This is a genomic window from Rhodanobacter spathiphylli B39, from assembly GCF_000264295.1.
GTDB lineage: Bacteria > Pseudomonadota > Gammaproteobacteria > Xanthomonadales > Rhodanobacteraceae > Rhodanobacter > Rhodanobacter spathiphylli.
In genome coordinates, this window is record NZ_AJXT01000043.1 from 103376 (window position 1) to 128567 (window position 25192).

Genomic DNA, 25192 nt, shown 5'->3' on the forward strand with positions numbered 1-25192 from the left:
ACGGTCGTTGCAAGCTGAGTCGCGAGCTTCGCATGGCGTCCCTTGGTTCGTGATCCACACGTCACGTTCTGGCAAGACACTGCCCGGAGCCTGGTTCCCTCAGGCTGCGGCTTCGTTCATCACATCCAGAACACGATGCGGCTTGACGCAGCGATCAGCAAGAATCCGCATGCTGGTGTAGCTGCGCTTGATGCATTCGCCGACGTGGGTCACCTCATCGGCGGAAGGTTCCGTCCCCAGCAGTGTACAGACTATCTCCAGCGCCTCCCATGGATGGGTGTCGTCATAGGCCGCATGCAGTTGCAACCAGCGCAACGACCCGGCCCGGCTCTTCTCCGGAAACCGTTCCACATAACGACGGCTGTCGAAGAGCAGTTGCGACCATTCTCCGGTGGCTCCTTCCACCGCATAGTTGGTGGCGGCAATGCCTGCGGCCAGTGTATCCCTGCGGCTGACGTCCTCGCACCAGTTGGCCAGCGTCTCGGTACCGTGCGGTGCCACCCCGTGCAGCACTTCCTCGCGGGCAATCCCCGCACCCTCGGCCCAGTTGAGCCAGTATTCGGCGTGGTTCTGCTCGACGCGGATGTTGCGTACCAGCCAGCGTCGCGCCAGGTTGTCGCCGGCACTGCGGCCGAACTGGGTCTTCAGCAGGCTTTGCGCCATGTAGGCCGGGAACCGTTCGATGACCGGCCAGATGCCGACCATGAAGTTGGTGGTTCCGGCCTTGCCCAGGCTGCCATTGATCATGGACTCCCACAGCGGGTGCTCGATCACGCTGCGCTTGGTGCCTTCGCAATCGGCCACCATGTCCTGGGCCCACTGGGGGTAGCTCGTCAGCTCGGTCTGCGGGCCGGTCAGTTTGAATTCGTTGTGCATTGCGTTCTCCTCGGTTTGGGCGGTTCAGTGAGTCACTGTCATTCGACCGACCCGGAATCCCCGACGCCGGCCGCTTCCCCGGCATGCCGCTGGCACGACCGGAAAATCTGCATCCGCCACTCGCCGAAGGCACTGCCAGCTTCGGCAGAGGATTTCCTGCACCGCTGGATCACGGCGGGAAAACTGCCCTAGCGAAGGCAGGCCAGAGGCCTACGATGCCGCAATCCTGCGGGACTTGTACTTTCGACCGTCGCGCCATGCGACTGAACCGGTCGTGAGACGCGCACACGACAGCGTCGGCAGCCGCGGCGCGGCACCGCGAAAAGCGGATGACAGCGTGGATCGGAAGATCGCCGATGGGCGCAGCATCGCGCTCCGGAATGACCGGGGACCGGCACCGCGGGCGCAGGCAGACCAGGCCAGCCCATCATCAGGCGGTGACAGGCACCAGGGAACGCGAAAGAGTCGAATGGAAGACGCCGGCGCTCAGGGCACGCGCATCTCTGCCTCGACCTGGGCGATGAAATGGCTCATCCGGATGGAGGCCGTGCTGGTCAGGAAGATGCCTTCGTAATACGCCAGCAACACGTCCAGCCGCTCCTGGTTCAATTCACTGGAGGCCCGGTACTCGGGCCCGGGCGGGCGGGTGATCGTCTCCACCATGTCGCCGAGCAACTCGCGCATGTCCTCGCGGAACAGATCCAGCCCCTCCGCCCAGCCTGTGTCCGGCTGGTTCAGCACCAGGCTGGCCGCCCGGACAAACGCCTGTCGGCCCGCGATCTCGTCGACGATGCTGTCGATGTTGTTGACGCTGCGGGGCAGCGAGACGCAGTCGGCAAACTCCAGCACCAGATGCCGGCGCAAGCCCTTGTTGCCCGTGATCATCGTCGGCAGCTTGCCATCGAGCTGCAGATGGCATGGGCAGGTGTGACAGGCATTGTCCACACCGCCGCTGCGGTCCACGTAGGCCTGCCACACCGCGCCCTTGCTTTCGACCAGCACCGGGACACTCAGCCGCTCGGTCTTCCTGACGATCTCGAACAAGGCGAGGATGCGCGCCACCGAGTGATAGCGGCGCTCGCCGTAATTCCTGAGCTTCTCTTCCATCGACCGCGAAGGCTGGCGTCGGGTGTGGTTGCCGCCCGAATCGATATGGATGCGGCTCTTGCCGACCCGGGTGCGCGAGGCAATCGTGTTCAGGCGGCTGCGAAAGAAGCTCGCGCTCTGCCGGTAATCGCTGGAATTGGGCATGTTCGTATCCTCGGCCGGAAGAACGTGGCGACATCGCATCGAAACGAACGCCGCCACGATCAGGCGGACTATAACCACGACGCAAGGCGCCGGAACGTCCATTTGCAGGGCGGGCGCAAGGCCTGGGCGAAATGCAGCCGTACCCTGCGCCGGCGCCGGCCTCGCGCCTACATGATGGTCTGGACAAACCCCACAGTCGCCCGCGGCCGCTGTCCGGACCGACCGGGCGCCCAACGGTGATGGCTGCCTCGGCGATGGCCAGCGGCATCTGCTCGGCAAGGCTGTGCCGCCGGAACGGGGCGCGGCTGACGCGCCCCGCCCTGATCAACCGGCGTAATCGACCACCAGGGCCACGCGGCGGTTGCTTGTGCCCGCGTCGCGCGATGCACCCTTTTCCACCTGGCGGTTGCCCGCCTCGCCATAACTGACCGCGCGCACCTGGCTGGCGGCCATGCCTTCACTGGAAACCAGATAGTCACGCACGGCGTCCGCGCGCTTCTGGCCCAGCCGCTGGTTGTAGGCCCGCGAACCGGCCGGATCGGTGAAGCCTTCCACCGTCACCACCGCGCCGGAGTGGTGTGCCTGCATCACCTGGGCGAAGTCTTTCAGCATGGCCTTGTCCTGTTCGTTCAAGTCGGCCTTGTTGAAATCGAAATGGGCCACCGTGTCCACGCGCAGGCGCCCCTGCATTTCCGTCAGGGTGGCATCGTATTTGGAGAAGCGCTGCTGCATGTCGGCGGTCAGCGCGTCCAGTTGCTGCTGCATGCGGGCGTCGGTGTCTTGCAGCTTGCTGATGGCGGCATCGAAGTCGGTGCGCTTGACGTAGCCGCTGCAGCCGGCAAGGGATGTGACTGCCGCCAGGGCAAGAGCGAGACAGGCGCCTCGGGAAGATCGATTCAACATGGGGAGTTCTCCTCTTCATATCGGAATGCTGCGGCGGTGATGCGCGAAGCCCCGCCACAACCTGTCCGATGCTGCCGCAGCAAAGCTGCACAGTCTGCGAACCCGGCGGCGAATTCCGGTCGCGCGAATTAATGCCGAGTTCAGTTGCAGGGCGATCGGCAGCGGGGGCTGGCCAGCTTTGCGAGCGCGGCGATCCGACCATGTGCATTCCCCGGAGCCGGCGACGCCGTGGCACCGGGCTTTGCACGGACAGCCCGGTAGTGGTCAACTCCACGTGGTACGGCAGCGCCAACGAACCGGGGATAACGAGCAGATGCATGCAATCATCTTGAACAAGGTGCGCCGATCGGCGCCATCCGCCCTGCTGCCGCGATGCCTGCTGGCAGCCACGTTGATGCTGACGGCCCTGCTGGCCACCGCCCGCAGCACACCGCCCTCGCTGGCCGACTGGCAACACCAGGCACAGGCGATCACGATCACCCGCGACGACTGGGGCATCGCCCACGTGCATGGCCGCACCGATGCCGACGCGGTCTTCGGCATGGCCTACGCCCAGGCCGAGGACGACTTCAACCGGGTCGAGACGAATTACCTGAACTCGCTGGGCTGGCTCGCCGAAGCCGAGGGCGAGTCGGCGATCTGGAGCGACCTGCGCCAGCAGTTGTTCATCGATCCCGTCGAACTCAAGGCGCAGTACGCGAAGAGTCCGGCCTGGCTGCAGGCCCTGATGGACAGCTGGGCGGATGGCCTCAACTACTACCTGGCCACCCATCCCGAGGTGCATCCGCGGGTGATCCGGCAGTTCGAGCCGTGGATGGCGCTGAGCTTCAGCGAAGGCAGCATCGGCGGCGACATCGAGCGCGTCTCGCTCGACCGGCTCGCCGCGTTCTACGGCAAGGCCGGAACGAAACTGGCCAGCGTGCAGACGCCGTCGAGCTGGGTCGAGCCGACCGGCTCGAACGGCTTCGCGATCGCGCCCAAGCTCACCGTGGACGGCCACGCGCTGTTGTGGATCAACCCGCACACCTCGTTCTTCTTCCGCTCCGAACTGCAGATGTCCAGCGACGAAGGGCTGGACGCCTACGGCGCGGTGACGTGGGGGCAGTTCTTCATCTACCAGGGTTTCAATCCGCACATCGGCTGGATGCACACCTCCACCGGCGCCGACGTGGTCGACGAATTCGCCGAGACCATCGTGCACAAGGGCGACCAGCTGTTCTATCGCTACGGCAAGGAACTGCGTCCGGTCACCGCGCGCACGATCAGGCTGCGCTATCGGGCGAAGGACGGCTCGCTGGCCAGCCGCAGCTTCACCGCCCGCTTCACCCACCACGGCCCGATCGTGCGCGCAGCCGACGGCAAGTGGATCGCCATCGCGCTGATGAACAAGCCGATGGAGGCGCTCGAACAGAGCTGGCTGCGCACCAAGGCCAGCGACTACGCCAGCTACCGCAAGGTGGCCGAGCTCAAGGCGAACTCCTCGAACAACACGATCTTCGCCGACGACAAGGGCGAGATCGCGTACATGCATCCACAATTCATCCCCAGGCGCGACAACCGCTTCGACTACACCCAGCCGGTCGACGGCAGCGACCCGGCCACCGACTGGCAGGGCCTGCACACGCTGGACGAGGCGCCGCACCTACTCGATCCGCCGAACGGCTGGATCATGAACACCAACAACTGGCCCTACTCCGCCGCGGGCAAGTTCAGCCCGCAGCAGAAGGACTACCCGCGCTACATGGATACCTTCGGCGAGAACCCGCGCGGCATCCACGCCACCCGCGTGCTCGATCGGGTACGCGACTTCAGCAAGGCCTCGCTGATCACTGCCGCGTTCGACTCCTATCTGCCCGCCTTCGCGCAACTGATCCCGGTGCTGGTGTCCGACTACGACAGGCTGCCCGACAACGATCCGCTGAAGCCCCGCCTGGCTGGCCAGATTGCCCTGCTGCGGGGCTGGGATTATCGCTGGGGCATCGCCTCGATGCCGACCTCGCTGGCGGTGTTCTGGGGCGACACGCTGTGGGATCGCGTGCATGCCCAGGCCGAGTCGGAAGACCAGTCGGTGTATGACTTCATGGCCGGCGACGCGGGCCCGAAGGCGCGCCTCGACGCGCTGGTAGCCGCCTCCAACCGGCTGGAGCACGACTTCGGCAGCTGGGGCGTGCCGTGGGGCGAGATCAACCGCTTCCAGCGCAACGACGGCGCCATCGTGCAGAGCTTCGACGACGGCAAGCCGAGCATCCCGGTGCCGTTCGTCTCCTCGCGCTGGGGTTCGCTGGCCTCGTTCGGCGCGCATCGCTGGCCCGGCACCAAGCGTTACTACGGCACCAGCGGCAACAGTTTCGTGGCCGTGGTCGAATTCGGCCCGAAGGTCAGCGCGCGCGCGATCACCGCTGGCGGCGAAAGCGGCCATCCCGGTTCGAAACATTTCAACGACGAAGCCGAGCGCTACACCACAGGCAATCTGCGCACCGTGTACTTCTGGCCCGAACAATTACAGGGGCATACCGAACGGGTTTACCACCCGGGCGAGTGAGACCGCCGGATATCAGCCGCTTACGCCAAACAGCATGCCGACGCCGGTGGTGATCGCCATCGCCAAGGCGCCCCAGAACGTGATGCGAAGGGCACCGACACCCATCTTCGCGCCGCCGGCCCATGCTGCCAGCGCGCCGAGCGCGGCGAGCAGCACCAGCGAGGTGACGAACACCATCGGCAGCAGCATGCTGGTTGGCGACAACGCCACCACCAGCAACGGCAAGGCCGAGCCCACCGCAAAACTCAGCGCCGAGGCTCCGGCCGCTTGCAGCGGTCGTGCCCGGAATGCTTCGGTGATGCCGAGCTCGTCTCGCGCGTGGGCATCGAGTGCGTTGTGCGCCATCAGCTGGTCGGCCACCTGCGTGGCCAGCGCCTGATCAAGTCCGCGATCCATGTAGATCGCCGCCAGCTCCTTGTGTTCAGCCTCGACATCGGTCTGCAATTCGTGGTGTTCGCGCTCGAGTTCGGCGCGTTCACTGTCAGCCTGTGAATGCACCGACACATACTCGCCGGCGGCCATCGACATCGCGCCCGCCACCAGCCCGGCGACACCGGCAACCAGCACGTTCTGCCCGCTGGCTTGGGCCGCCGCCACTCCCAGCACCAGGCTGGCCGTGGAAACGATGCCGTCGTTTGCGCCCAGTACGGAGGCGCGCAACCAGCCCATCCGGCCAGTGCGATGTCGTTCGTAGTGACGTCGATGCATGCGGGCGTTCTCTGCAAGGGTCAGGACATCGGAATGCAACCAGGACGACGGGGTGCCCGGTTCAGAGCATCCGCTTCAGCGTGCTGTCGCGTCGACCGAAGTGGTGCCACAGCGCGGCCAGGATGTGCAGTCCGATCACGTAGTAAAAGATCGTGCCGATGGTGCCGTGGATATCTTCCAGCTGATGCGACAACACCCGGTTCGGCAAATCGACAAACGAAGGCAGCAGGGTCAACCCGAACAGGGTCACCGGCTTGCCGCCGATCTGCAACGTGATGATGCCGAGGATCGGCTGGATCAGCAGGAACAGGTACAGCGACACATGCGTGACCTTGCCCAGCAGCTCGGTCCAGCGCGGCGGTGGCGGCAGGATCGACGGACGTCCGTGGCGCAGGCGCAGCAGCAAACGGGGCAGAACCAGCAACAGAACCGCCAATCCGGCGGTGTAGTGGGCGGCCAAGATGTTGCCGCGAGCGGCACTGCCTTTCGGGAATTGCCCGAACAGATTGATGCAGACGTAAGCCAGCAGCACCAGCACGAATACCGTCCAGTGCATTCGACGGACAGCGGCCGCATAGCGCGGCGGGGATTCGATCAGGGGCATGGAACATCTCCTGCGGGGGAATCATCCGGAATCGACGACAGGACTCGGCTGGGGCACTGCCGGTCATGACCGGCATTTTGTCCTGCTTGGCCGGCCAGGGGCGGAATGCTTCTCGTCCCAATGATCCGCCAGAGCATGCCCGCAGTTACGCAGAACAACGACCCTCCGCGAACGGCATGCTGCACCGGATAGGCGCCCTGATCCCCGGCCGCCGCGAAAAGTCACTTGCCGCCAGTCGAAACCCGGATCGACGCAGCGAGGCGGCCTACGGCAGCCAGCACGGCATGTCGTCCATCCTTGTCGGCAGCCGAGCCCGTGTAGTAGGCCGTCACCAGCAGTGGCTTGCGCTGCGGCGGCCAGATGATGGCGATGTCGTTGGTCTCCTGCTGGGCACCGCTGCCAGTCTTGTCGCCGATACGCCAGCCCGCCGGCAGGCCTGCGCGAAGCTGCTGCTTGCCCGTGGTGTTGCCGCACAGCCATTCGATCAGTTGCCCGCGCGATGCAGGGGAAAGTGCGTCACCCAGCAACAGCGCCTGCATATCCGCCAGCATCGCAGCCGGCGTGGTGGTGTCGCGCAGGTCGCCCGGACGGGTCCGGTTGAGTTCGGGCTCGATCCGATCGAGCCGGGTCAGCGGATCGCCCAGCGTTCGCACGAACGCGGTCACCGCCGCGGGTCCGCCCAGACTGGTCAGCAGCAGGTTCGCGGCCGTGTTGTCGCTCACCGTGATCGCGGCCTGGCACAGCTCGCCCACGGTCATGCCCTGGGCGCCCACATGACGGGAGGTTTCGGGCGCCCATTCCAGCAACACGTCCTTGCCGTAGGTGATGCGTCGGTCCAGTTGCTCGCTGCCCTGATCCACGCGCGCCAGCACCGCTGCTGCCGCCAGCAACTTGAACGTGCTGCACATCAGGAAGCGTTCGTCGGCACGGTGCCCGACATGTTGCCCGCTGCCCGTGTCGAGCATCGCCACGCCCAGCCGCCCGCCGTGCTGACGCTCCAGCGCCGCCAGATGTGCAGCAACTGCATCCACATCATGCGCAGCCGGCACGGCCGGCATTGCGAATGCCAAGCGATGCAATGGCAGCGCCGCTGCACCCAGCAAGATGCCCTGCAGCAAGCTTCGACGATTCATCGGTTCTCCTCGTGGCGGGACGCCAGCCGTCCAGAACGCCTGAAGCTAGCCAACCAAACAGGCGAACGACGGTCTGCGAGAAGGCAAAATCATGGCAAGCCTCAGCTCCGCCCCGGAATCGTCAGGCCACGCTGCACGGCCGGCCGCGCCAGGCCGCGTTCGAGCCAGGCCGAGACATTACCGAAGCTGTCGAACGCCACCAGTTCGCGCGCCTCGTAGAAGGTCACCAGGTTGTTCACCCAGCCCAGCGTGGCGATGTCGGCGATGGTGTAGTCGTCGCCCATGATCCAGTCGCGTCCTTCCAGCCGCGCGTCGAGCACGCCGAGCAGCCGCTTCGATTCGTCGACGTAACGCTGCAGCGGGCGCTTGTCCTCGTAGCTCTTGCCGGCGAACTTGTTGAAGAAGCCGACCTGGCCGAACATCGGTCCGATCGACGCCATCTGGAAGAACACCCACTGGATCGTCTCCCAGCGCCGCGCCGCATCGGCCGGGATGAACTGGCCGGTCTTGTCCGCCAGGTACAGCAGGATCGCGCCCGACTCGAACAGCGCCAGCGGTTCGCCGCCGGGGCCGTCCGGATCGATGATCGCGGGAATCTTGCCGTTCGGATTCAGCGCGAGGAATTCCGCCGTGTGGCTCTCGTTGTTGATGATGTCGACCAGGTGCGGCTCGTACGGCAAGCCGGTTTCCTCCAGCATGATCGACGCCTTGACTCCGTTCGGCGTGTTGAGCGAATACAGCTGGATGCGCTCGGGATGGGCGGCCGGCCACCGCGCCGTCACCGGAAAGTCGACAAGCTTGCTCACGTGACACTCCTGCATGCTGGGGGAACGCATCAACGTGGGTACGTCGGGCGAATGCTTCAAGCCGCGCAAAGGCTTCGCCCGACACTGCCCTGTGTTATCCGGGTGACTTCCCGACGCGCCGCATGCAGCGCTGCCAGCGCTGGTCGACACGCCTGGCGAACCAGGCGGTGGTGAGCTTGCGGGTGATCTTCGGGCTCTTCAAGGTGATGCCCGGCAGCTGCGCGCGCGGCAGCGGCTGGTGTTCGATGCCCTCGGCCAGCGCATACACGCGGGCGTAGAGCTTGCTGTCCGCGAAGTCATCCTGCTCGCCCTGCGCCAGAGCCCGATGGATCGCCGAGTCGCTCATGTCCAACCGTGCGGACAGGGTCCGCACCGCCAGTTCCGTCGCCCCGGGGCGATCGCCGAAACCGGCATCCGGCGACAGCAGGTCACCGTCCAACGCCAGCGGGATGCCGGAGGCGACGCTCACTGCATGCTGGAACGCGGCGTTGCGGCTGGCGTACCAGCCGGCGTTGAAATCGGCGAAGCGGTAGAGCGGCGCGGGATAGTCCGCCGGATATCCCAGCAGGTGCGTGATGCCGAAATACAGGCCGCCGCGCCGGCTGAACACCTCGTCGCGGATCGAGCCCTTGATCGGATACGGATAGTCCCGGGCATGCGCCTCGGCGAACGCGATGCTCACCTGCATCGGGCCGGCCGTATGCACGGGATTGAGCTCGCCGAACAGCCGCCTGCCCAGCGGCACCATGGCGATGAAGTCCTGGAAGATCCCGCTCAATTGCTTCTCGGTGCGCGCCGCCGACAGCCGCTCGCCGTAACGCCGGCCGTCGGGCGACTTCAGCCACAGCGCCGCATCCACCAGGAACCCGGGGACGTGCTTCGCCGCGGCGCGGCGGTCGATTTCCTGGCGCGCGATCCGGCCCAGTCCGGGCACCACCGGGTCCACCTTGAACCCCGACTCCTGTTCGGTCACCGCCAGCACCGCGCACAGGTTGGCCGTGCTCGGCGCGATCTGCCGGGTGGAAAACGCCGCCTGGATGTCGGTGGCCCAGCCGGCGCGATCGTCGGCACTGGCCGGGATCAGCCGCAGCAGTTCGCTGCGCACCTGCGCGGCGCTGCGCGCGTCCTGCACGGGCTGCGAGGCGCAGCCGACCAGCAGCAGTGCCAACAGCCAGGCCGGCACTCGCCACGGCGAGGAGAACGCGGAGTCGATCGCGATGAGCTTCATCCGGCCATGCTAACGCGCCGATGCCTCGCGTCGACCACCGTCCTGGCGTCGCTCACTGGCTTCCGGTTCAGATCAGCGGGAAGATCCAGTGCAGGGTTCCGTAGACCAGCACTTCGGCCAACACGAACACGGAAAAGCCCAGCACAAATTTCCCCGCGGGCTTTTCGTGCCACATCCTGTACGCATCATCGTCAAGCTTCGTCGCCCGGGCGGCGGTGACTTCATCCGTTCCAGCGTGATCCATGTGCCTGCTCCCTGTGTCGGTGACCCTGCCCGCCGCAAGGCGGACGCGCTACAGTCCATCGCCATCATCGTCGGCGCTTCCCGGCACGGCAAGCCCGCCCTGCAGGCCGCCTGTTTTTCCGTACCGCCAGCACCCATATCTGCGCCATGACCCCGCTCCAGCAATTCATCGACGACCATCCGCGCCTGTTCGTGCTGACCGGCGCGGGCTGCAGCACGGATTCGGGCATCCCCGACTATCGCGACCGCGACGGCCAGTGGAAACGCCCGCCGCCGGTGAACTACGCCGCCTTCATGCATGAGCCGGCCACGCGCCAGCGCTACTGGGCGCGCAGCCTGGTCGGCTGGCGGCGTTTCGGTCGTGCGCTGCCCAATGCCACCCACCGTGCGCTGGTCGCGCTGGAGCGGCGCGGCCAGGTCGAGCTGCTGGTGACGCAGAACGTGGATCGCCTGCACCAGCACGCCGGCAGCGAGCGCGTGCTGGACCTGCACGGACGCCTCGACGAAGTGCGCTGCATGGGTTGCGAGGCACGGCTGGGCCGCCACGCGTTCCAGCAGATGCTGGAGGAGCGCAACCCGGCATGGATGTCACTGGATGCCGGCGATGCACCGGACGGCGACGCCGACCTGGAAGGCCATGACTTCGCGCAGTTCGAGGTTCCGCCCTGCCCGCATTGCGGCGGCATCCTGAAACCGGACGTGGTGTTCTTCGGCGAGGCAGTGCCCCGCGAACGGGTGGAGGCCGCCGCGCGCGCCTGGCAGGCGGCGGACGCGGTGCTGGTGGTGGGATCGTCGCTGATGGTCTATTCGGGCTACCGCTTCGTCGATGCCGCCGCGCGCGCCGGCAAGCCGATCGCCGCCGTCACGCTCGGCCGCACGCGCGCCGATGCGCTGCTGAGCCTGAAGGTCGACGCGCCCTGTGACAGCTCACTGGCCTTCCTGCATCAGCCCTGATATCAGCTGGTGTGGTCGAGAATGATCTTCCAGCCGTCCGCGGTCTTTTCCCACAGCAGCGAGAATACGCCATCGTCCTGGGCGACCTCGCCGTGGGCAGCGCGATCGAGGTGGAAGCGGCCGGTGACCACGGCATAACGCACCTCGCCATCGCGTCCGGGCAGCAGGCGCACATCGAGATCGGAGAAGGTGAGCTTGCCCATCTGGGCCTTGCCGGCGTAATGCTTGCGGTAGCTCTCCAGGATCGCGCGGTAGCCCTTGCGCACGCTGCCGCCCACGAAGGTGGTGTCGGGGGCGTCCTTGTAGCCGTGCATGAACCCGTCGACGTCGCCGAGGTTCCAGGCCGCCTGCTGCCGGTTCAGCACCTGCCGGATGGCGGCGGCGTCCGCGTCGGAGGTGGCTGCACGAAGCGGGCTGGCGATGCACAGCGCCACCACCATCTGCAGCGCGATCAGAAGCCTTCCTGCGTTCATGATGACGCCCCCCCGATGGACGGCTGAAAGGTGTGCGGGCTCAATGGGCAGCCAGCTTCTCGATGCGCCGATCCGGCACCAGCCAGAGCAGCGCCGCCAGGGCGTAGAAGAGCTGCGCCGCCCAGGGCCGCCAGAACGTCAGCGCGATGCCGCCAAGATAGAGCAGCGGCGAGATCTTGCCCTTCCAGTCGTAGCCGATGGCCCCGCGCAACGCCGAGTCCGGACCCGCCACCGCGATCAGCACCTGCTCCAGTATCCAGTAGGCCACCGCTGCCATCAGCAGGACGAAGCCGTAAACGGCGGTCGGCGCCTGGGCCAGGTGGTTTTCGCCCATCCATGCCGTGGTGAACGGGAACAGCGACAGCCAGAACAGCAGGTGCAGGTTCGCCCACAGCACCGTGCCCGATACCCGATGGGTGATCGCCAGCATGTGATGGTGGTTGTTCCAGTAGATGCCGACGTAGACGAAGCTCAGCACGTAGCTGAGCAACACCGGCGCCAGCGGACCAAGCGCCGCCAGCGCGGTGTCATGCGGCACCTTCAATTCCAGCACCATGATGGTGATGATGATGGCGATGACGCCGTCACTGAATGCTTCCAGCCTGCCCTTGCCCACCTGTTGCCTCCTGATCAGGCCCCATCACTGGCCGACGCGCAGTGTGCCTCAGCCAGCGTCCGGATACATCCGGCACGCGCCGGTTCCGTGACCTAGGCGCCCGGTCCGCAGTCGATGCAGTGCAGCGGCGGCGCGGCGCCCATGCCCAGCGCGGTGAGCAGCTCGCGCAACGCGGTGCGCAGGCCTTCCTCGATCGTGGGATGGTAGAACGGCATCTGCAGCACGTCGGCCACCGTCATGCGCGCCTGGATCGCCCACGCCAGCAGGTGGGCGATGTGCTCGTTTTGCGGGCCGATCATCTCGGCGCCCAGCAGCAGGCCGCTGCCCTGCTCGCCATACACGCGCAGCAGGCCGTGGTTGACCAGCATCACCCGCGAACGCCCCTGGTCCTCGAAGGACACCTCGCCCACCGCGAACGCGACGCCGTCGGCAAGCAGTTGCGCATGCCGTCGCCCGGCGTACGCGATCTGCGGATCGGAAAACACCACGCCCAGCGGCGTGCGCCGGGTATGCCGGTAGACCGCCGGATACCGCGCGGCCTGCTCGCCGGCCAGGTGGCCCTCGTCGGCCGCTTCGTGCAACAACACCCGGTCGGCATCGGCATCACCGGCGATGAAGACATGGCTGTCGCCGGCCCGGGTGGTCTGCGGATCGAACACCGGCAGCCCCCTGGCATCGAGTTCGAGACCGGAACATTCCAGCGCCAGCATTTCGACATTGGGCGTACGCCCGGTGGCGGCCAGCAGGTAATCGAAGCGCTCGCTGCTCGCCGCGCCGCCCGGGTCGGTGAAGTGCACGACCACCGCCTCGCCGTCCCGCTCGACGCGCACGTCGGCGGCGTCCAGGCTGAGTGGCAGTTCCGCCGCGATCAGCCGCGTCGCCTCGGCGCGCACCACCGGATCGCTGATCGCGCCAATCCGTCCGTCGCGACCGAACAGGTGCACGCGGACGCCCAGCCGATGCAGGGCCTGGCCCAGCTCCAGGCCGATCACGCCGGCACCAAACACGGCCACCGCGCCGGGCAGGTCCTGCCAGTCGAACACGTCGTCGCTGAGGATCAGCCGGTCGCCCGCCGCCCGCAGCGCCGCGGGAATTGCCGGTCGCGAACCGGTGGCGATGATGATGCGCCCGGCACGGACCCGCTCGACCGGCGGCGCGCTGCCGTCCATCGCTGGCGACAGCTTCAGCGTATGCGGGTCCTCGAATTCGGCGTGCGCGCGCAGCACGTGGGCAGGGTCGAAACCCGCCACCGCATCGAGCACGAAGCCCACGAAGCGATCGCGTTCGTCACGCACCCGCTTCATCACCGCGCGGCCATCGACCGCGCCGGCGTCGCTGGCGATACCGAACGCGGACAACGCTGCCAGGCGATGCCGCGCCTCGGCCGCGGCGATCAGCAGCTTCGAGGGCATGCAGCCGACCCGGGCGCAGGTGGTGCCGAACGGGCCGCCTTCGATCAGCGCGATGCGGTCGGTGCGCTTGCGTGCCTGGCGATAGGCCGACATGCCCGCGGTGCCGGAGCCGATGATGGCGATGTCGACCTCGCGCATGCTCATGCCGTCACCACGCATCGCGCATCGGCTCTGCTGGGTTGCCGGCAGCCCTGCGGGCCAGTTGTCATCGGGATGTCGATCATGGAGACCACCTTTGCTGACTTCCTCAAATGCCCAGGCCACTGCGTGCATGCCGGTGACCGCGCTTCAGGCTACTGCAAAACGCGCAGGCCGACGCCGGCAGACAGGTCGACGGTGGACCGGAGGAAGCACCGGCGCGGTCAACCGCCAGGCTGTCGATTTCCATCTCGCCCGTTCGTTGCTTCCCATGAGGGCTCCTCCTCCAGCCAGGGAAACCGCCATGTCCAACACCGTCCGCCTTCACCGGGTACTGCGCGCGCCGGCCGAGCGCGTGTATCGCGCCTTCCTCGATGCCGAGGCCAAGGTCAAATGGTTGCCGCCGAACGGCTTCACCGCCAGGGTGCATCATCTGGATGCCCGCGTCGGCGGCAGTTACAAGATGTCGTTCACCAACTTCTCGACCGGCCACAGCCACGTCTTCGGCGGCACCTATGTCGAACTCACGCCGTTCGAACGCATCCGCTACACCGACCAGTTCGACGATCCCCACCTGCCCGGTGAAATCACGGTGACCATCACCTTGAAGACCGTGTCCTGCGGCACCGAACTGCACGTGGTGCAGGAAGGCCTGCCCGAAGTGATTCCGCTGGAGCAGTGCTACGTCGGCTGGCAGGAATCGCTGGCGCAACTCGGCCGGCTGGTGGAGGCGGAACTACCCGAGGAATAGCCGAGTCGCCGGGGCGCGATCGGCAAGTCACGACCGTCGATTTGCTGCTATGTTTCCGGCCATTGCCATCGTCAAGGCGGGAATGTGCATGAAAGGGAAGTTCGCTGTCGTGTTGTTGATCGCCACACTGTCAACGCCCTGCCCCTTTCAGCGCGTCTCGGCCGAACAGCCTGCCGCCCGGGAATGGCGCGCCGAAGTCGCGCTTGACGTGGATCAGGCCGGACAGGTCGTTGCGGTGGAGCTGCCGGACACGATCCCCGATGTTCTCGCGACATCGGCGCGCGAGGTGATATCCCGCTGGCGCTTCAAACCCGTACTCGTCGACGGCCACGCGGTGAGCGCCCGGACCTATGCGCGCGTAAAGGTGCAGGTCGTCAAGCGCGAGGCCGGCACCTTTGGGGTGCAGGTGGTGTATAGCTCGAACGGTCCCCGGGTGAAGCCATCCGTCACACCCTACTATCCGCTTCGGGAAACCAATCATGGTGAGGGCAGCCTGCTCATGGAGGCGACCGTGAAGCCCGATGGTCGAATCGAGGACATCAAGGTGGTGGAATCTCACTTCAGTGGTCCGCGCAAGGGGCTCTTCAGCCGGTCTGCCGAACAGGCCGTGAAGCAGTGGCAGGCCGACCCCGAATACGTCGACGGCCGCCCGGTGGCAACACGCATCCAGTTGCCGATGAAGTTCTGCCTGGGGCGCGATGGTGGCTGCAAAGAGCGAGTGCAACCGCTGAAGCTGCTGCGTCATGCGGAGACCGATCTCGCCTTGTCCTCGCAACCGCTCGGGGAAGCTGTCGCGCTGGACAGTCCTCTGCAGCCGTCCGCGATCAGTGCTGACGGACAACCGTTGAGCACCGGCAACTGAGGATGGGGTTTCGAGGCTGAGAAAGCCCGGAGACGCGGCGTGACGCTTTAATCCCACGGCACCGATTCGGCCAGCAGATCACGCAACTGCGCCTCGTCCATGTCCAGCAACTGCTGCTCGGCCAGGCGAAGGTTCTCCGCAGCCATGACGGTCTTGCGAACGGTCAGGTCGCCGGCGTGGGAGAACACCAGCAGCATGTTGCCGTAGGACGCGTCCAGCACCGCGACTTGCCATGGATTGCCGCTGGTATCGTCGAAACTGCGCATGAAGCCCGTTCCCGGCAAAGGTCGGGCCAGTATATCGACGGTGCAACGAAAGCCGCGCACGTGTCGATAATCCGAGCACCGGTTCGTCGCTGAAGTGAAGGCGGCCTTGTCGGCCCCCATTCCCGCAAGGAGACAACCATGTCCTGGATCGATGGTTTCGTGATCGCCGTTCCCCACGCCAACCGCGCGCAATTCATCGAGCACGCCCGCACGTTCGACAGCATCTTCCTGGAATTCGGCGCCACCCGGGTGATGGAGTGCTGGGACGAGGACGTGCCCGATGGCAAGCTCACCGATTTCCGCCGCGCCGTGCAGGCACAGGCCGATGAAGCGGTGGTGTTTTCGTGGGTCGAATGGCCCGACAAGGCCACCCATGATGCCGGCATAGAAAAGTTCATGCAGGACCCGCGCATGGAAGCGGCCAGCGCCTGCCCCTTCGATGGCAAGCGCATGATCTTCGGCGGCTTCGTGCCGGTGGTCAGCCTGCCGGGCTGACCACCGGCGGGAACCGTCCGCGCTTGCCGGATGAGGTCGGGAGCCATCGCGCCGTCCGTGGCTACCGCCCCCATGCGCGTGACGCCTGCGCCCTGCCTTCACCCACAGGGGCGATGATTCTGATAGCTTGCGACGGGACGCACGATGGTGATGACGCCCTTCTGCGCACACCACCGGACCCGACGACCACCGCAGGCAGATGATTCCGACGCTTCCTCCACTCGCCGACGTGCTCGACCTGATGCCCGATGCCGTCTGCGTGGTCGATACCGAGGGACATCTGCTGTTCGTCAACGCGAGCTTCAAGCGCATCTTCGGCTACACCCCGGAGGAAGTGCTGGGCCGGCGCATCTTCGAGCTGGTTCACCCCGACGATCGCGCCGCCACCGCGGCGCAGGCCGAGCAGGTCATGGCGGGCCAGCTGCAGCTGCATTTCCGCAACCGCTACCTGCACAAGGACGGCCACAGCGTCGACATCCAGTGGTCGGCGCGCTGGCTGCCCCAGCATGGCGTGCGCATCGGCGTCGGCCGCGAGGTGACCGAGCTGCGCCGCCTGGAGCGTGAACTGGAGCACCGCGCCAACCACGATTCGCTGACCGGACTGGCCAACCGCGACCGCCTGCGCATCGAATTGCAGTCCGCGATCGATCACGCCAGGCAGACCGGTCACGGAGTGGCGGTGCTGTACCTGGATCTCGACGGCTTCAAGGACGTCAACGATCGCGGCGGCCACGATGCGGGCGACCATCTGTTGCGCGAGGTGGCCGCACGCCTGCAACAGGGTGTTCGCCAGGGTGACCTGGTGGCCCGGGTCGGTGGCGACGAGTTTGTCGCCCTGCTGCCCGGCTGCCGCGACGCACGAACCGCCCGGGCGGTAGCCGAAAGCCTGCGCGCACGCCTCACCGTTCCCTTCAGCCTGCCCGACGGCCTGTTCCGGCTGGACGCCAGCATCGGCATCGCCTGCTTTCCCGACGATGGAGCCAACGCGAAAGCCCTGCTGGCCCGGGCCGACCGCGCCATGTACGCGGTCAAGCACCAGCAGTCATCACGCGAAAACGGCCTCCGCGAGAGTGATGAAAGCAGCGCGGACGGCGACTGACCATCCATCCCGCTGAACCGGTGACAGCCCCTGTCGGCGACGTCGAGCCGCGGATTACCCGGCGAGCCGCAAGGGGATTAGCATGATGGACCAGCCGCAGCCCGCGGCAAGGGGAAAATCATGAAGATCCAGCTTTCGCTCGCCCGGGTACTTTCCTGCATGGCGCTGGTGGCGATGTCGCTGCCGGCGCAGGCTGCGGAGCCAGCCGCGGCTGCCGCCAGGACCTCGCCCACCACGACCTGGGTGTATCCGCTGATCCCGAAATTCGGTGGCGTGCATCCGCGCCCGGATGCCGACGCCCAGCCCGACCCCGCGGCCGACTACAAGATCCTCGTCGACGTGATTTCCACCGGCGCCGACAAGGGCAAGCCCTATGCCTCGCTGGAGCGCCTGGCGCGACTGGTGAACCTGCTGGCCTACTCCGGGGTACCGCCGGAACGCATGCACATCGTGGCGGTGCTCGATCAACGCGCGGGCGCCGCGGGCCTGACCGACGCCGCCTCGCGCAAATATCTGAAGCAGGGCAATCCGAATCTGGAAATCCTGCACGCGCTGAAGAAGGCCGGCGTCAAGCTGCTCGTCTGCGGCCAGGCCCTGGCCGAACACGGCGTCCAGGACAACGAGCTCGATCCAGCCGTCACCGTCACCCTGTCGGCGCTCACCGCGCCCGTCGTGTATGAGCAACAGGGCTACCACTACATGCAGTTGTAGCCAGCGTCGGCAGGGGCATGGCGGGCGCGGCGTGCCTGCCCTTCAATCCAGTGGCCACGGCAACTGGCCGCGCACCCGTTCGGCGAGAGCCGGTTCGGGCTCCGCCTCGGCGGCAGGTCGCTGCCCGACGGGTTCGCCGTGTCGCCACCACGACTCCACCTCGCGATGTTCGGCAGGCTCGGCGGGTTGTCCCAGACGTGGCAGGAACAGGCCGACGCCAAGCGGGTCGGCCAGTTTCAGCAGATCCTCGACGGGTTCGTCCCAGGCGTGCGTGGCCAGCGCGAACGTGCCCCAGTGCACCGGCATCAGCACGCCGCCGCCAAGCAGGCGGTGAGCCGCCAGCGCGTTGGCGGGGCCCAGGTGGATATCGCCCCAGGACGGATGGAACGCGCCCACTTCGAGCATCACCAGGTCGAACGGGCCGAGCCGGTCGCGGATGGCTTCATACTCGGTGGTGAGCCCGGTGTCGCCGCTGAAGAACACCCGATGCCGGTCACCGGCCATGACCATCGACGACCACAATGTCTGGTTGCGATCCTTCAGGCCACGGCCGGAAAAATGCTGCGATGGCGCCGCGGTGACGGTGAGCCCGGTGCCCGGCACGCGATGGCTTTGCCACCAGACCAGCTCGGTGATGCGCGACGGCGCGATGCCCCAGCTCTCGAGATGGGCGCCGACCCCGAGCGAGGTGACGAACGGAACCTTCGACTTCGCCAGCGCGCGTATCGTCGGATAGTCCAGATGGTCGTAGTGGTCGTGCGAAATCACCACGGCGTCGATCGGCGGCAGCTCGCGCAAGCCGATCGGCACCGGCTGGAAGCGCCTGGGCCCCAGCAGGGTGAAGGGCGAGGCCCGCTGTCCCCACACCGGATCGGTGAGCACCCGAAAACCGTCGATCTCCAGCAATACGGTGGAGTGGCCCAGCCAGGTAGCCCGCAAGCCGCTGGCCGGCTTTCTCGCCCAGCCGCTGCGCGGGTCCCGCGCAGGCAGCGGCGCGGGTGGCGTGCGGTTCTCGTCGCCACAGAAGAAATCCCGCAGCGTGGGCCGCGGCGCAGCCGGATCGCGCAGTCCCGGCAGGACCGGATGGATGTTGCGCAGGCGTTCGCCGTCCCACATCGGCAGCTCATGCAGCCGTTCCAGCCGTTCGCCCTGCGGCGGCTTGCCAAAGGACTTCACGCGGCGTGCTCCGTCATCGCTGCCCTCCACGGCGGGTCGTCAACGAGCCGTCGATGACGGGCACGATCCTGCCGCCGAACCGCTCAGAACGCCGGGTGCGCCGGCCCGCTTTCCATGTGGAAGACCTGCCAGGTCTGCCGGCCCCAGTCGGTGGCGATCTTCTTTGCCTTGATGTAGCAGCCCTGCTTCCTGACCCAGGTCGCCGGATCGGTGCCGGCCTGGGCCTGGACCACGGCGCCGACGCGGGCAACGCCGAAATCCCATTTCAGCACCGCTTCGTCATTGACCGCCTTGGCCAGCGGATCGCCACGCTTCCAGCCGCTCGGCTTCTCGTGCGCCTGGATCGATTGCACGACGACACTCTCGAAGTCGGCCTTCGGCACCCAGTTGAGCACGATGAAGGTGGTGCGGGCCGTCTTCATGCCGGCCAGCGGATCCTCCACCGGCTTGCCCTGGACGATGCGGCTGGCCGCAAACGTGGTGACGAATCGCGGGCAGCCGCAACCGGCCTGGGTGCAGGCGCCGGCGCCGGGGTGCCTGTTGAAGCGATGGCCGCAGCGGCAGAGGTCGGCGACGTTGCGGTTGTCCGCCGTCGTCCTCATCTTCTGGTTCATCAGGCCATGCTCGGCCCGCTGCCAGTTCTCGCCGGCCTCACGGGTCTTGCCCGAGTTCAGCCATTCGAAATACGCCTCGCGCTCGGTGCGCTCGCGGTCCTTGGAGAACGTGGTCAGGTGCTTCTTGGAGAAGTTCTTGTCGAAGCGGATCGTGTAGCGCTCGCCATCCCAGTCGCTGAGCACCCACTCCTCGTCCGCCGTGGCCACGCGGCTCAATCGCTCCAGGCCGGTGGTCGATTCGATGTATTTCTCATAGGACAGCAGGTCCGCCGCCGTCCAGGTATCCGAATGCTCGTGCACCTTGCGCTCCCCGGTTCACTCCGAACCACGCTGTAAGATGCGCAAGCATCGCGCGCGGCGGAACCGGCTGCAATGGGCGTTCGGCGGAAGCTTGCGTGAGCCGGGGCCGCCTGCATCAGTGCGGCGGCCTGGTTGCCCGCGCCTTCAGTGCCCGCTGGTCGCCGCAGGCGCGGGTGCAGGCGCGGTCGCTGCCGGTGCGGCTTCCGTCTGCCCGGTGCCGGCGCACGCGCCCGGCGCCGCCGACTGATTGCCGACCACCATGGTGCAGGTCCAGCTGATGGTCCTGTTGGCGTTGTCGGCGGCGGGTTCCACCGGCAGCAGGACCAGCACCGGGTCGGGCTTGATGCCGGTGTTTCGCGTGGTCAGCGTGATCCGGCCGCCATCCGCCAGTTCGAGCTTGTCGACGTATTCGCCGGGTGGGCCGGCGTTGTAGGCGAGGTCGCTCCGCGTGACATGGGCCAGGCCGCCCTTTGTCGTGGCGGCCTCCATGACGACCAGCTTGGGTGCATCGGCGGCCTTCATGGCCTCCTCGATATGGCCACGGGCGACCCGGTCGTGCCACGCGGGAATGGCGAACGCCGCCACCACGGCCAGGATCGCCAGGACGACCAGGATGGTGACCAGTGAAATGCCTCGCTTCGTCTGCATGGGGTTGCTCCGTCCATCTCCTCACTGCCGGCATGCGCCAGCGCCGGCGCCAACGATGCTGGCAAGGGTGTGTGCGCGCCATGAAGACGGTGTTGCGGCGCCCGGTCCCCGGGCCGGAGGCCGGCGGGACGCGACACGGCCCCGTGTCGGCGCGTACTTTCACCGTGGACATGCCGCGGCCCGGAGCTGTCGATCCGCCTGCACTTCGTTCGTCGCAGCAAGGAAGCATTCCCGCCACCTTCAGCCAGGAGAACCCCATGCTCGCCAAGAACACCATTTGCGTCTGGTACGACGGCGCTGCCCTCGAGGCCGCCACGTTCTATGCCAGCACTTTCCCGGACAGCTCCGTGGGGGCGGTCCATCACGCGCCAGGCGATTATCCCGCCGGCAGGCAGGGCGATGTGCTGATGGTCGATTTCACGGTCATGGGCATCCCCTGCTTGGGCCTGAATGGCGGGCCGGGCATGCTGCACAACGAATCCTTCTCGTTCCAGGTGGCCACCGACGACCAGGCCGAGACCGATCGCCTGTGGAACGCGATCATCGACAACGGCGGCCAGGCCAGCGCCTGTGGCTGGTGCAAGGACAAGTGGGGAGTTTCCTGGCAGATCAGCCCCCGCATGCTGATCGCCGCGGTCACCCACCCCGACCCCGCCGTCGCGCGGCGCGCGTTCGAGGCGATGATGGAGATGGGCAAGATCGACATCGCCGCGATCGAAGCCGCCGTGCGCGGCTGACCATGGCGACGACCACCACGATGCACAACCGGGGCCGGGCGGGCTCCGACCATCCTTCCGGCCGGTTCCGCATCGAATCGGTCGACCTGCTGCGCGGCGTCATCATCGTGATCATGGCGCTGGACCACGTGCACGATTTCTTCGGCGCGCCCGGCGCCAATCCCACCGACCTGGCCACCACCACGGCGCCGCTCTTCCTGACCCGCTGGATCACCCATTTCTGCGCACCGGTGTTCTTCCTGCTCACCGGTACCGGCGCCCGTCTTGCGCTGCAACGGCTGTCGAGGAACGAGCTGTCGCGCTTCCTGCTCACGCGCGGCTTGTGGCTGCTGTTCCTCGAAGTGGTCGTGATGCGTTTCGCGCTGCAGTTCAATCTCGACTATCAGGTAACCATCATCACCGTGTTGTGGGCACTGGGATGGTCGATGATCGTGCTGGCCGGGCTGATCCATCTGCCGGACCGGGCGATCGTGGCGTTCGGCGTGATCCTGGTGGCTGGCCACAACCTGCTCGACGGCATTCCGGCAACGGCCTTCGGCGATTTCGCCCCCTTGTGGTCGGTGCTGCATGCGCCGGGCTTTCTGATCAACACCCCGCGACATGGGGTGTTCATCGCCTATCCGCTGATTCCCTGGCTGGGTGTGACCGCGCTGGGTTACACGCTGGGACAGGCGTATCGCTGGAGCGACGAGCGCCGCCGCGCACTGCTGCTTCGGCTCGGCGCCGGACTCGTCGCGGGCTTCGTGCTGCTGCGGCTGCTGAACGTGTACGGCGACCCGTTCCCCTGGTCGGTGCAGAAGTCGCCGCTGTGGACGCTGCTGTCCTTCCTCGATACCAACAAGTACCCGCCGTCGCTGCTGTTCCTGCTGATGACACTGGGCCCTGCCCTGCTGCTATTGCGCGTGTTCGACGTCGGCACTCCCCGCTGGCTGCGCCCCGCATTGACCATCGGCAAGGTGCCGCTGTTCTTCTACGTCCTGCATTTCTACCTGATCCACCTGCTGGCGGTGGCCGCCTGTTACCTGCGTTTCGGCCACGTCGACGGCATGTTCCGGTCGCCGGACCTGGGGCACTTCCCGTTTACCGCGCCGGCGGGCTGGGCCGCTGGCCTGCCCGTGATCTACCTGCTGTGGGGCGTCGTGGTGCTTGCCCTGTATCCGCTGTGTCGCTGGTATGCCGACATCAAGCGGCGACGCAAGGACTGGTGGCTCAGCTATCTCTGAGCATCACGACGATTTCCCGCCATCCACTCATGACACATGTGGCGTCATGCCATGACCAGGAGCCCCACCATGATTCCCACCATCACTGCCTTTGCAGCGTCGCCCGATCGCGGCCGGGGACTGGCCCGCGACCTGCGCGTCCGCTGGGCGCTGGAAGAAGTCGGCCAGGCCTATGCAGTGCGGCTGGTGTCGTTCGCGGAGATGAAGCAGCCCGCGCATCTGGCGCTGCACCCATTCGGGCAGATTCCCACTTATGAAGAAGGCGAACTCGCCCTGTTCGAGTCGGGCGCCATCGTGTTCCACATCGCGCAGACACGTGCAGGCCTGCTGCCCGAAGGAACGAATGCCCGCGCCCGCGCGATCACCTGGATGTTCGCCGCGCTGAACACGGTGGAGCCGCCGCTGGTCGAGTTCAGCATGGCCAGGGTATTCGAACGCGACAAGCCCTGGTACGAGCAACGCCAGCCGATGCTCGAGGAGCGGGCGCGCAAGACGCTGGGCCTGCTGTCCAGCCGCCTGGGCGACGCCGACTGGCTCGACGGCGCATTCAGCGCAGGCGACCTGATGATGGCGGGCGTGCTGTTCCGGGCGAAGCCCACGGGAATACTGGACGGCTATCCGAACCTCGCCGCCTACGTCGCCCGCGCCGAAGCACGGCCCGCGTTCAAGCAGGCATTTGCCGCACAGCTGGCCGTGTTCGAGAACGGCGTCGCAGCGGGCTGACCATCGTTCGTTCCGGGGCCCGCGCAACAGACGGCGGAGCCCGGGATGAACCAGCCAGCGCAAGCGCACCGGTTCCTGCAACCGTCAGACACGGGCCGGCTCAATTCGCCGGTCCCGCTTCGGCGACGACATGGCGAATTTTTTCCCGACCGCCAGGCAGGCCTCGGCGAGCCGTGTCCCGGCCCGCTTGAGGGCCGCCTCGGACACCCCCGCATAGCTCAGCACCAGGGTCACGTGATCGGGTGGCGTGCGATGGAAGCACTCGGCGGAACGGATGCGCACGCCGCGCGCCAGCGCCTCGGCCAGCACTGCCGCGGTGGCATGGCGTGGCAACCGGGGCAAGTGCACGAAAAGCGATCCCCCCGCCACCGCGTCGGTCACCGTCATGGCGTCGCCGAGACGCGCATGCAGGGCTGCGTGCAGCGCCCGATGGCGAGGCGCCAGGCGGTGGGCGATGCGCCGCAGATCGCGCAGATACTGGCCGCTGTTGATGCACGCCGCAAGCACGTGCTGCTGCATCGATACGCTGCCGCGATCAGCCAGCCACTTGACCGCCAGGAACCGCTCGCGCAGCTGGCGCGGCACCAGCATGTAGCCCAACTGCAAGGCTGGAAACATCGAACGGGCGAAGCTGCTGACATGGATGACCCGGCCATGCCGGTCCAGCGACCACAAGGACGGAGCCGTGCGCACACCGAAGCGGTGTTCGCAATCGAAATCGTCCTCGACCAGGACCGCATCGTGGGCACAGGCCCAATGCAGCAGTGCCCGGCGCCGATCCTCGGGCATGACCACCCCGGTCGGGAACTGGAATGACGGCGACACGTTGAGCAATCGCACGCCATCGAGCGCCGCGGCATGGCGGTCGATGTCCATGCCGCGCGAGTCGACCGGACACGGCACGATCCGCGCGCCGATCGCCTCGAAAGTGTGGCGCACGCTCCAGTGACAGGGCTCCTCCACGCCGACACCATCGTCTTCGTCGAGCAGGACGCGGGCGATCAGATCGCGTGCCTGCTGGGCGCCGCTGACGATCAGGATGTCGTCCGGATCGACCTCGATCGCCCGCTCGACCCCCAGGTAGCCGGCGACCGCCTTGCGCAGCTCGATGGCGCCCTGCAGTTCCGGGAAGTCGGGCGTGTCGCGACGACGCAGCAAGGCCACCAGGTTCTGCTTCCACGCCTTGAGACTGCGCGGATCGGACTTCACGCGCGGCTGCGCCAGATCGACCAGCCCTCCTTCGATCACGCCCGTGTCGAGCGCCGGCAGATTCCTCTCCGGCATGGCGGGCAGCACGGCCCGCCGGGCCAGGCGGGAAAGCCGGGGTTCTCCCGGCGCCGCGACTGACTCGTCGAGCGGCGTGCCGCCGGTGGATGCGTCGATGCGACGCGCACACACGTAGGTACCGCTGCCCGAGCGCGACTCCAGGTAGCCCTCGCTTTCCAGCTGGTCGTAAGCCATCAGCACGACCGTGCGCGAAACCCCCAGGGCGAGGGTCATCGAGCGGGTGCCGGGCAGGCACGCGCCTGCCTGGAAACGACCGGCATCGATATCGCGCCGGATCGACTCGGCGATCCGGACATACATCGGCTTGTCGTCTTGCCGCCTGTTCGCCATCCATGCTCCCGGGGCGGCTCGAAGTGGTTACATCGAAAAAACGGGCGACCGGTCATTTACGCCCCCGCCAGCCCTGCAGATCA

Annotated in this window: 27 protein-coding genes; 10 read left to right on the top strand and 17 right to left on the bottom strand. The window is 66.8% G+C overall.

All coding sequences use genetic code 11. The features are described 5' to 3' along the window. Positions 1-99: 99 nt before the first annotated feature. The 3 genes from UU7_RS13410 to UU7_RS13420 form a co-directional block, all read right to left on the bottom strand. Positions 100-876: an iron-containing redox enzyme family protein gene (locus UU7_RS13410; protein ID WP_007809133.1), complete on the bottom strand. Its 777-nt coding sequence runs from the start codon at positions 874-876 to the stop codon at positions 100-102. 486 nt (positions 877-1362) lie between these two features. Further along, positions 1363-2127, bottom strand: coding sequence for a hypothetical protein (locus UU7_RS13415; RefSeq protein WP_007809134.1), 765 nt, complete (start codon positions 2125-2127; stop codon positions 1363-1365). A 324-nt stretch (positions 2128-2451) separates the two neighbouring features. Further along, complete coding sequence (locus UU7_RS13420; RefSeq protein WP_007809137.1) at positions 2452-3030, bottom strand: OmpA family protein; 579 nt, start codon at positions 3028-3030, stop codon at positions 2452-2454. A 313-nt stretch (positions 3031-3343) separates the two neighbouring features. Between UU7_RS13420 and UU7_RS13425 the strand changes: the two genes are divergently transcribed. After that, on the top strand, positions 3344-5572 hold the full coding sequence (locus tag UU7_RS13425; RefSeq protein ID WP_007809139.1) for a penicillin acylase family protein: 2229 nt from the start codon (positions 3344-3346) through the stop codon (positions 5570-5572). A gap of 12 nt (positions 5573-5584) precedes the next feature. Here the strand turns inward: UU7_RS13425 and UU7_RS13430 are convergent, their stop codons facing one another. The 6 genes from UU7_RS13430 to UU7_RS18460 all read right to left on the bottom strand — a co-directional run bounded on the left by UU7_RS13430 (position 5585) and on the right by UU7_RS18460 (position 10295). Then, entirely contained in the window at positions 5585-6280 is a 696-nt protein-coding gene (locus UU7_RS13430) for a VIT1/CCC1 transporter family protein (RefSeq protein WP_007809141.1), read from the bottom strand. Positions 6281-6341: 61 nt separating this feature from the next. Further along, complete coding sequence (locus tag UU7_RS13435) at positions 6342-6884, bottom strand: cytochrome b (RefSeq protein WP_007809143.1); 543 nt, start codon at positions 6882-6884, stop codon at positions 6342-6344. Between the two features lie 221 nt (positions 6885-7105). Further along, positions 7106-8017 (bottom strand): class A beta-lactamase, encoded by a 912-nt coding sequence (gene bla / locus UU7_RS13440; RefSeq protein ID WP_007809144.1) that lies wholly within the window; start codon positions 8015-8017, stop codon positions 7106-7108. A gap of 101 nt (positions 8018-8118) precedes the next feature. Continuing rightward, a complete protein-coding gene (locus UU7_RS13445; protein ID WP_007809147.1) occupies positions 8119-8823 on the bottom strand; it encodes a glutathione S-transferase N-terminal domain-containing protein in 705 nt (234 codons plus the stop codon). Positions 8824-8917: 94 nt separating this feature from the next. Further along, on the bottom strand, positions 8918-10051 hold the full coding sequence (locus UU7_RS13450; protein ID WP_007809149.1) for a DUF1615 domain-containing protein: 1134 nt from the start codon (positions 10049-10051) through the stop codon (positions 8918-8920). A 67-nt stretch (positions 10052-10118) separates the two neighbouring features. Next, a complete protein-coding gene (locus UU7_RS18460) occupies positions 10119-10295 on the bottom strand; it encodes a hypothetical protein (protein WP_157582271.1) in 177 nt (58 codons plus the stop codon). A 137-nt stretch (positions 10296-10432) separates the two neighbouring features. On the opposite strand from UU7_RS18460, the gene UU7_RS13455 reads away from it, so the two are divergent. Further along, positions 10433-11248, top strand: coding sequence for an NAD-dependent protein deacetylase (locus UU7_RS13455; RefSeq protein ID WP_274378297.1), 816 nt, complete (start codon positions 10433-10435; stop codon positions 11246-11248). Positions 11249-11250: 2 nt separating this feature from the next. Here UU7_RS13455 and UU7_RS13460 read toward each other — a convergent pair whose 3' ends face one another. From UU7_RS13460 to UU7_RS13470, 3 genes are all read right to left on the bottom strand, one after another. Beyond that, positions 11251-11721 carry a YybH family protein gene (locus tag UU7_RS13460; RefSeq protein ID WP_040673449.1) on the bottom strand — a complete coding sequence of 157 codons (471 nt, stop codon included), beginning with the start codon at positions 11719-11721 and terminating at the stop codon, positions 11251-11253. Positions 11722-11761: 40 nt separating this feature from the next. Continuing rightward, a complete protein-coding gene (locus UU7_RS13465) occupies positions 11762-12337 on the bottom strand; it encodes a TMEM175 family protein (protein WP_007809155.1) in 576 nt (191 codons plus the stop codon). 92 nt (positions 12338-12429) lie between these two features. Beyond that, positions 12430-13893: a dihydrolipoyl dehydrogenase gene (locus UU7_RS13470; protein WP_040673451.1), complete on the bottom strand. Its 1464-nt coding sequence runs from the start codon at positions 13891-13893 to the stop codon at positions 12430-12432. A 298-nt stretch (positions 13894-14191) separates the two neighbouring features. On the opposite strand from UU7_RS13470, the gene UU7_RS13475 reads away from it, so the two are divergent. Both UU7_RS13475 and UU7_RS13480 read left to right on the top strand, forming a co-directional pair. Next, complete coding sequence (locus UU7_RS13475) at positions 14192-14638, top strand: SRPBCC family protein (protein ID WP_007809159.1); 447 nt, start codon at positions 14192-14194, stop codon at positions 14636-14638. Between the two features lie 49 nt (positions 14639-14687). After that, the gene (locus tag UU7_RS13480; protein ID WP_007809161.1) at positions 14688-15500 is read left to right on the top strand and encodes an energy transducer TonB; all 813 of its coding nucleotides are present in this window, start codon (positions 14688-14690) and stop codon (positions 15498-15500) included. 47 nt (positions 15501-15547) lie between these two features. Here UU7_RS13480 and UU7_RS13485 read toward each other — a convergent pair whose 3' ends face one another. After that, positions 15548-15766: a hypothetical protein gene (locus UU7_RS13485; protein WP_007809162.1), complete on the bottom strand. Its 219-nt coding sequence runs from the start codon at positions 15764-15766 to the stop codon at positions 15548-15550. A gap of 138 nt (positions 15767-15904) precedes the next feature. Between UU7_RS13485 and UU7_RS13490 the strand changes: the two genes are divergently transcribed. The 3 genes from UU7_RS13490 to UU7_RS13500 all read left to right on the top strand — a co-directional run bounded on the left by UU7_RS13490 (position 15905) and on the right by UU7_RS13500 (position 18071). Continuing rightward, positions 15905-16261 (top strand): DUF1428 domain-containing protein, encoded by a 357-nt coding sequence (locus UU7_RS13490; protein ID WP_007809164.1) that lies wholly within the window; start codon positions 15905-15907, stop codon positions 16259-16261. 199 nt (positions 16262-16460) lie between these two features. Then, positions 16461-17360 carry a sensor domain-containing protein gene (locus tag UU7_RS13495; RefSeq protein WP_007809166.1) on the top strand — a complete coding sequence of 300 codons (900 nt, stop codon included), beginning with the start codon at positions 16461-16463 and terminating at the stop codon, positions 17358-17360. A gap of 120 nt (positions 17361-17480) precedes the next feature. After that, positions 17481-18071, top strand: a complete 591-nt coding sequence (locus UU7_RS13500) for a DsrE family protein (RefSeq protein ID WP_007809168.1) — start codon at positions 17481-17483, stop codon at positions 18069-18071. Between the two features lie 42 nt (positions 18072-18113). Here UU7_RS13500 and UU7_RS13505 read toward each other — a convergent pair whose 3' ends face one another. The 3 genes from UU7_RS13505 to UU7_RS13515 form a co-directional block, all read right to left on the bottom strand. Then, positions 18114-19247 (bottom strand): MBL fold metallo-hydrolase, encoded by a 1134-nt coding sequence (locus tag UU7_RS13505; RefSeq protein WP_007809169.1) that lies wholly within the window; start codon positions 19245-19247, stop codon positions 18114-18116. An 83-nt stretch (positions 19248-19330) separates the two neighbouring features. Further along, positions 19331-20161 carry a hypothetical protein gene (locus tag UU7_RS13510; protein ID WP_007809171.1) on the bottom strand — a complete coding sequence of 277 codons (831 nt, stop codon included), beginning with the start codon at positions 20159-20161 and terminating at the stop codon, positions 19331-19333. 144 nt (positions 20162-20305) lie between these two features. Then, a complete protein-coding gene (locus UU7_RS13515) occupies positions 20306-20809 on the bottom strand; it encodes a pilin (protein WP_007809173.1) in 504 nt (167 codons plus the stop codon). A gap of 257 nt (positions 20810-21066) precedes the next feature. On the opposite strand from UU7_RS13515, the gene UU7_RS13520 reads away from it, so the two are divergent. From UU7_RS13520 to UU7_RS13530, 3 genes are all read left to right on the top strand, one after another. Beyond that, a complete protein-coding gene (locus UU7_RS13520) occupies positions 21067-21546 on the top strand; it encodes a VOC family protein (RefSeq protein WP_007809175.1) in 480 nt (159 codons plus the stop codon). A gap of 2 nt (positions 21547-21548) precedes the next feature. Beyond that, on the top strand, positions 21549-22769 hold the full coding sequence (locus UU7_RS13525; RefSeq protein WP_007809177.1) for an acetyltransferase domain-containing protein: 1221 nt from the start codon (positions 21549-21551) through the stop codon (positions 22767-22769). 69 nt (positions 22770-22838) lie between these two features. Continuing rightward, positions 22839-23492 carry a glutathione S-transferase family protein gene (locus UU7_RS13530; protein WP_007809178.1) on the top strand — a complete coding sequence of 218 codons (654 nt, stop codon included), beginning with the start codon at positions 22839-22841 and terminating at the stop codon, positions 23490-23492. An 84-nt stretch (positions 23493-23576) separates the two neighbouring features. Here UU7_RS13530 and pdxR read toward each other — a convergent pair whose 3' ends face one another. After that, positions 23577-25109, bottom strand: coding sequence for a MocR-like pyridoxine biosynthesis transcription factor PdxR (pdxR, locus tag UU7_RS13535; RefSeq protein WP_007809179.1), 1533 nt, complete (start codon positions 25107-25109; stop codon positions 23577-23579). Positions 25110-25192: the final 83 nt, after the last annotated feature.

What these genes read in the sequence shown, in the direction of transcription:
- UU7_RS13515 (WP_007809173.1), bottom strand. Translation starts at nt 20,809, where the DNA reads ATGCAGACGAAGCGAGGCATTTCACTGGTCACCATCCTGGTCGTCCTG.
- UU7_RS13475 (WP_007809159.1), top strand. Translation starts at nt 14,192, where the DNA reads ATGTCCAACACCGTCCGCCTTCACCGGGTACTGCGCGCGCCGGCCGAG.
- UU7_RS13410 (WP_007809133.1), bottom strand. Translation starts at nt 876, where the DNA reads ATGCACAACGAATTCAAACTGACCGGCCCGCAGACCGAGCTGACGAGC.
- UU7_RS13460 (WP_040673449.1), bottom strand. Translation starts at nt 11,721, where the DNA reads ATGAACGCAGGAAGGCTTCTGATCGCGCTGCAGATGGTGGTGGCGCTG.
- UU7_RS13520 (WP_007809175.1), top strand. Translation starts at nt 21,067, where the DNA reads ATGCTCGCCAAGAACACCATTTGCGTCTGGTACGACGGCGCTGCCCTC.
- UU7_RS13495 (WP_007809166.1), top strand. Translation starts at nt 16,461, where the DNA reads ATGATTCCGACGCTTCCTCCACTCGCCGACGTGCTCGACCTGATGCCC.
- bla (WP_007809144.1), bottom strand. Translation starts at nt 8,017, where the DNA reads ATGAATCGTCGAAGCTTGCTGCAGGGCATCTTGCTGGGTGCAGCGGCG.
- UU7_RS13420 (WP_007809137.1), bottom strand. Translation starts at nt 3,030, where the DNA reads ATGTTGAATCGATCTTCCCGAGGCGCCTGTCTCGCTCTTGCCCTGGCG.
- UU7_RS13490 (WP_007809164.1), top strand. Translation starts at nt 15,905, where the DNA reads ATGTCCTGGATCGATGGTTTCGTGATCGCCGTTCCCCACGCCAACCGC.
- pdxR (WP_007809179.1), bottom strand. Translation starts at nt 25,109, where the DNA reads ATGGCGAACAGGCGGCAAGACGACAAGCCGATGTATGTCCGGATCGCC.
- UU7_RS18460 (WP_157582271.1), bottom strand. Translation starts at nt 10,295, where the DNA reads ATGGATCACGCTGGAACGGATGAAGTCACCGCCGCCCGGGCGACGAAG.
- UU7_RS13425 (WP_007809139.1), top strand. Translation starts at nt 3,344, where the DNA reads ATGCATGCAATCATCTTGAACAAGGTGCGCCGATCGGCGCCATCCGCC.
- UU7_RS13485 (WP_007809162.1), bottom strand. Translation starts at nt 15,766, where the DNA reads ATGCGCAGTTTCGACGATACCAGCGGCAATCCATGGCAAGTCGCGGTG.
- UU7_RS13430 (WP_007809141.1), bottom strand. Translation starts at nt 6,280, where the DNA reads ATGCATCGACGTCACTACGAACGACATCGCACTGGCCGGATGGGCTGG.
- UU7_RS13480 (WP_007809161.1), top strand. Translation starts at nt 14,688, where the DNA reads ATGTTTCCGGCCATTGCCATCGTCAAGGCGGGAATGTGCATGAAAGGG.
- UU7_RS13530 (WP_007809178.1), top strand. Translation starts at nt 22,839, where the DNA reads ATGATTCCCACCATCACTGCCTTTGCAGCGTCGCCCGATCGCGGCCGG.
- UU7_RS13435 (WP_007809143.1), bottom strand. Translation starts at nt 6,884, where the DNA reads ATGCCCCTGATCGAATCCCCGCCGCGCTATGCGGCCGCTGTCCGTCGA.
- UU7_RS13450 (WP_007809149.1), bottom strand. Translation starts at nt 10,051, where the DNA reads ATGAAGCTCATCGCGATCGACTCCGCGTTCTCCTCGCCGTGGCGAGTG.
- UU7_RS13415 (WP_007809134.1), bottom strand. Translation starts at nt 2,127, where the DNA reads ATGCCCAATTCCAGCGATTACCGGCAGAGCGCGAGCTTCTTTCGCAGC.
- UU7_RS13525 (WP_007809177.1), top strand. Translation starts at nt 21,549, where the DNA reads ATGGCGACGACCACCACGATGCACAACCGGGGCCGGGCGGGCTCCGAC.
- UU7_RS13470 (WP_040673451.1), bottom strand. Translation starts at nt 13,893, where the DNA reads ATGAGCATGCGCGAGGTCGACATCGCCATCATCGGCTCCGGCACCGCG.
- UU7_RS13500 (WP_007809168.1), top strand. Translation starts at nt 17,481, where the DNA reads ATGAAGATCCAGCTTTCGCTCGCCCGGGTACTTTCCTGCATGGCGCTG.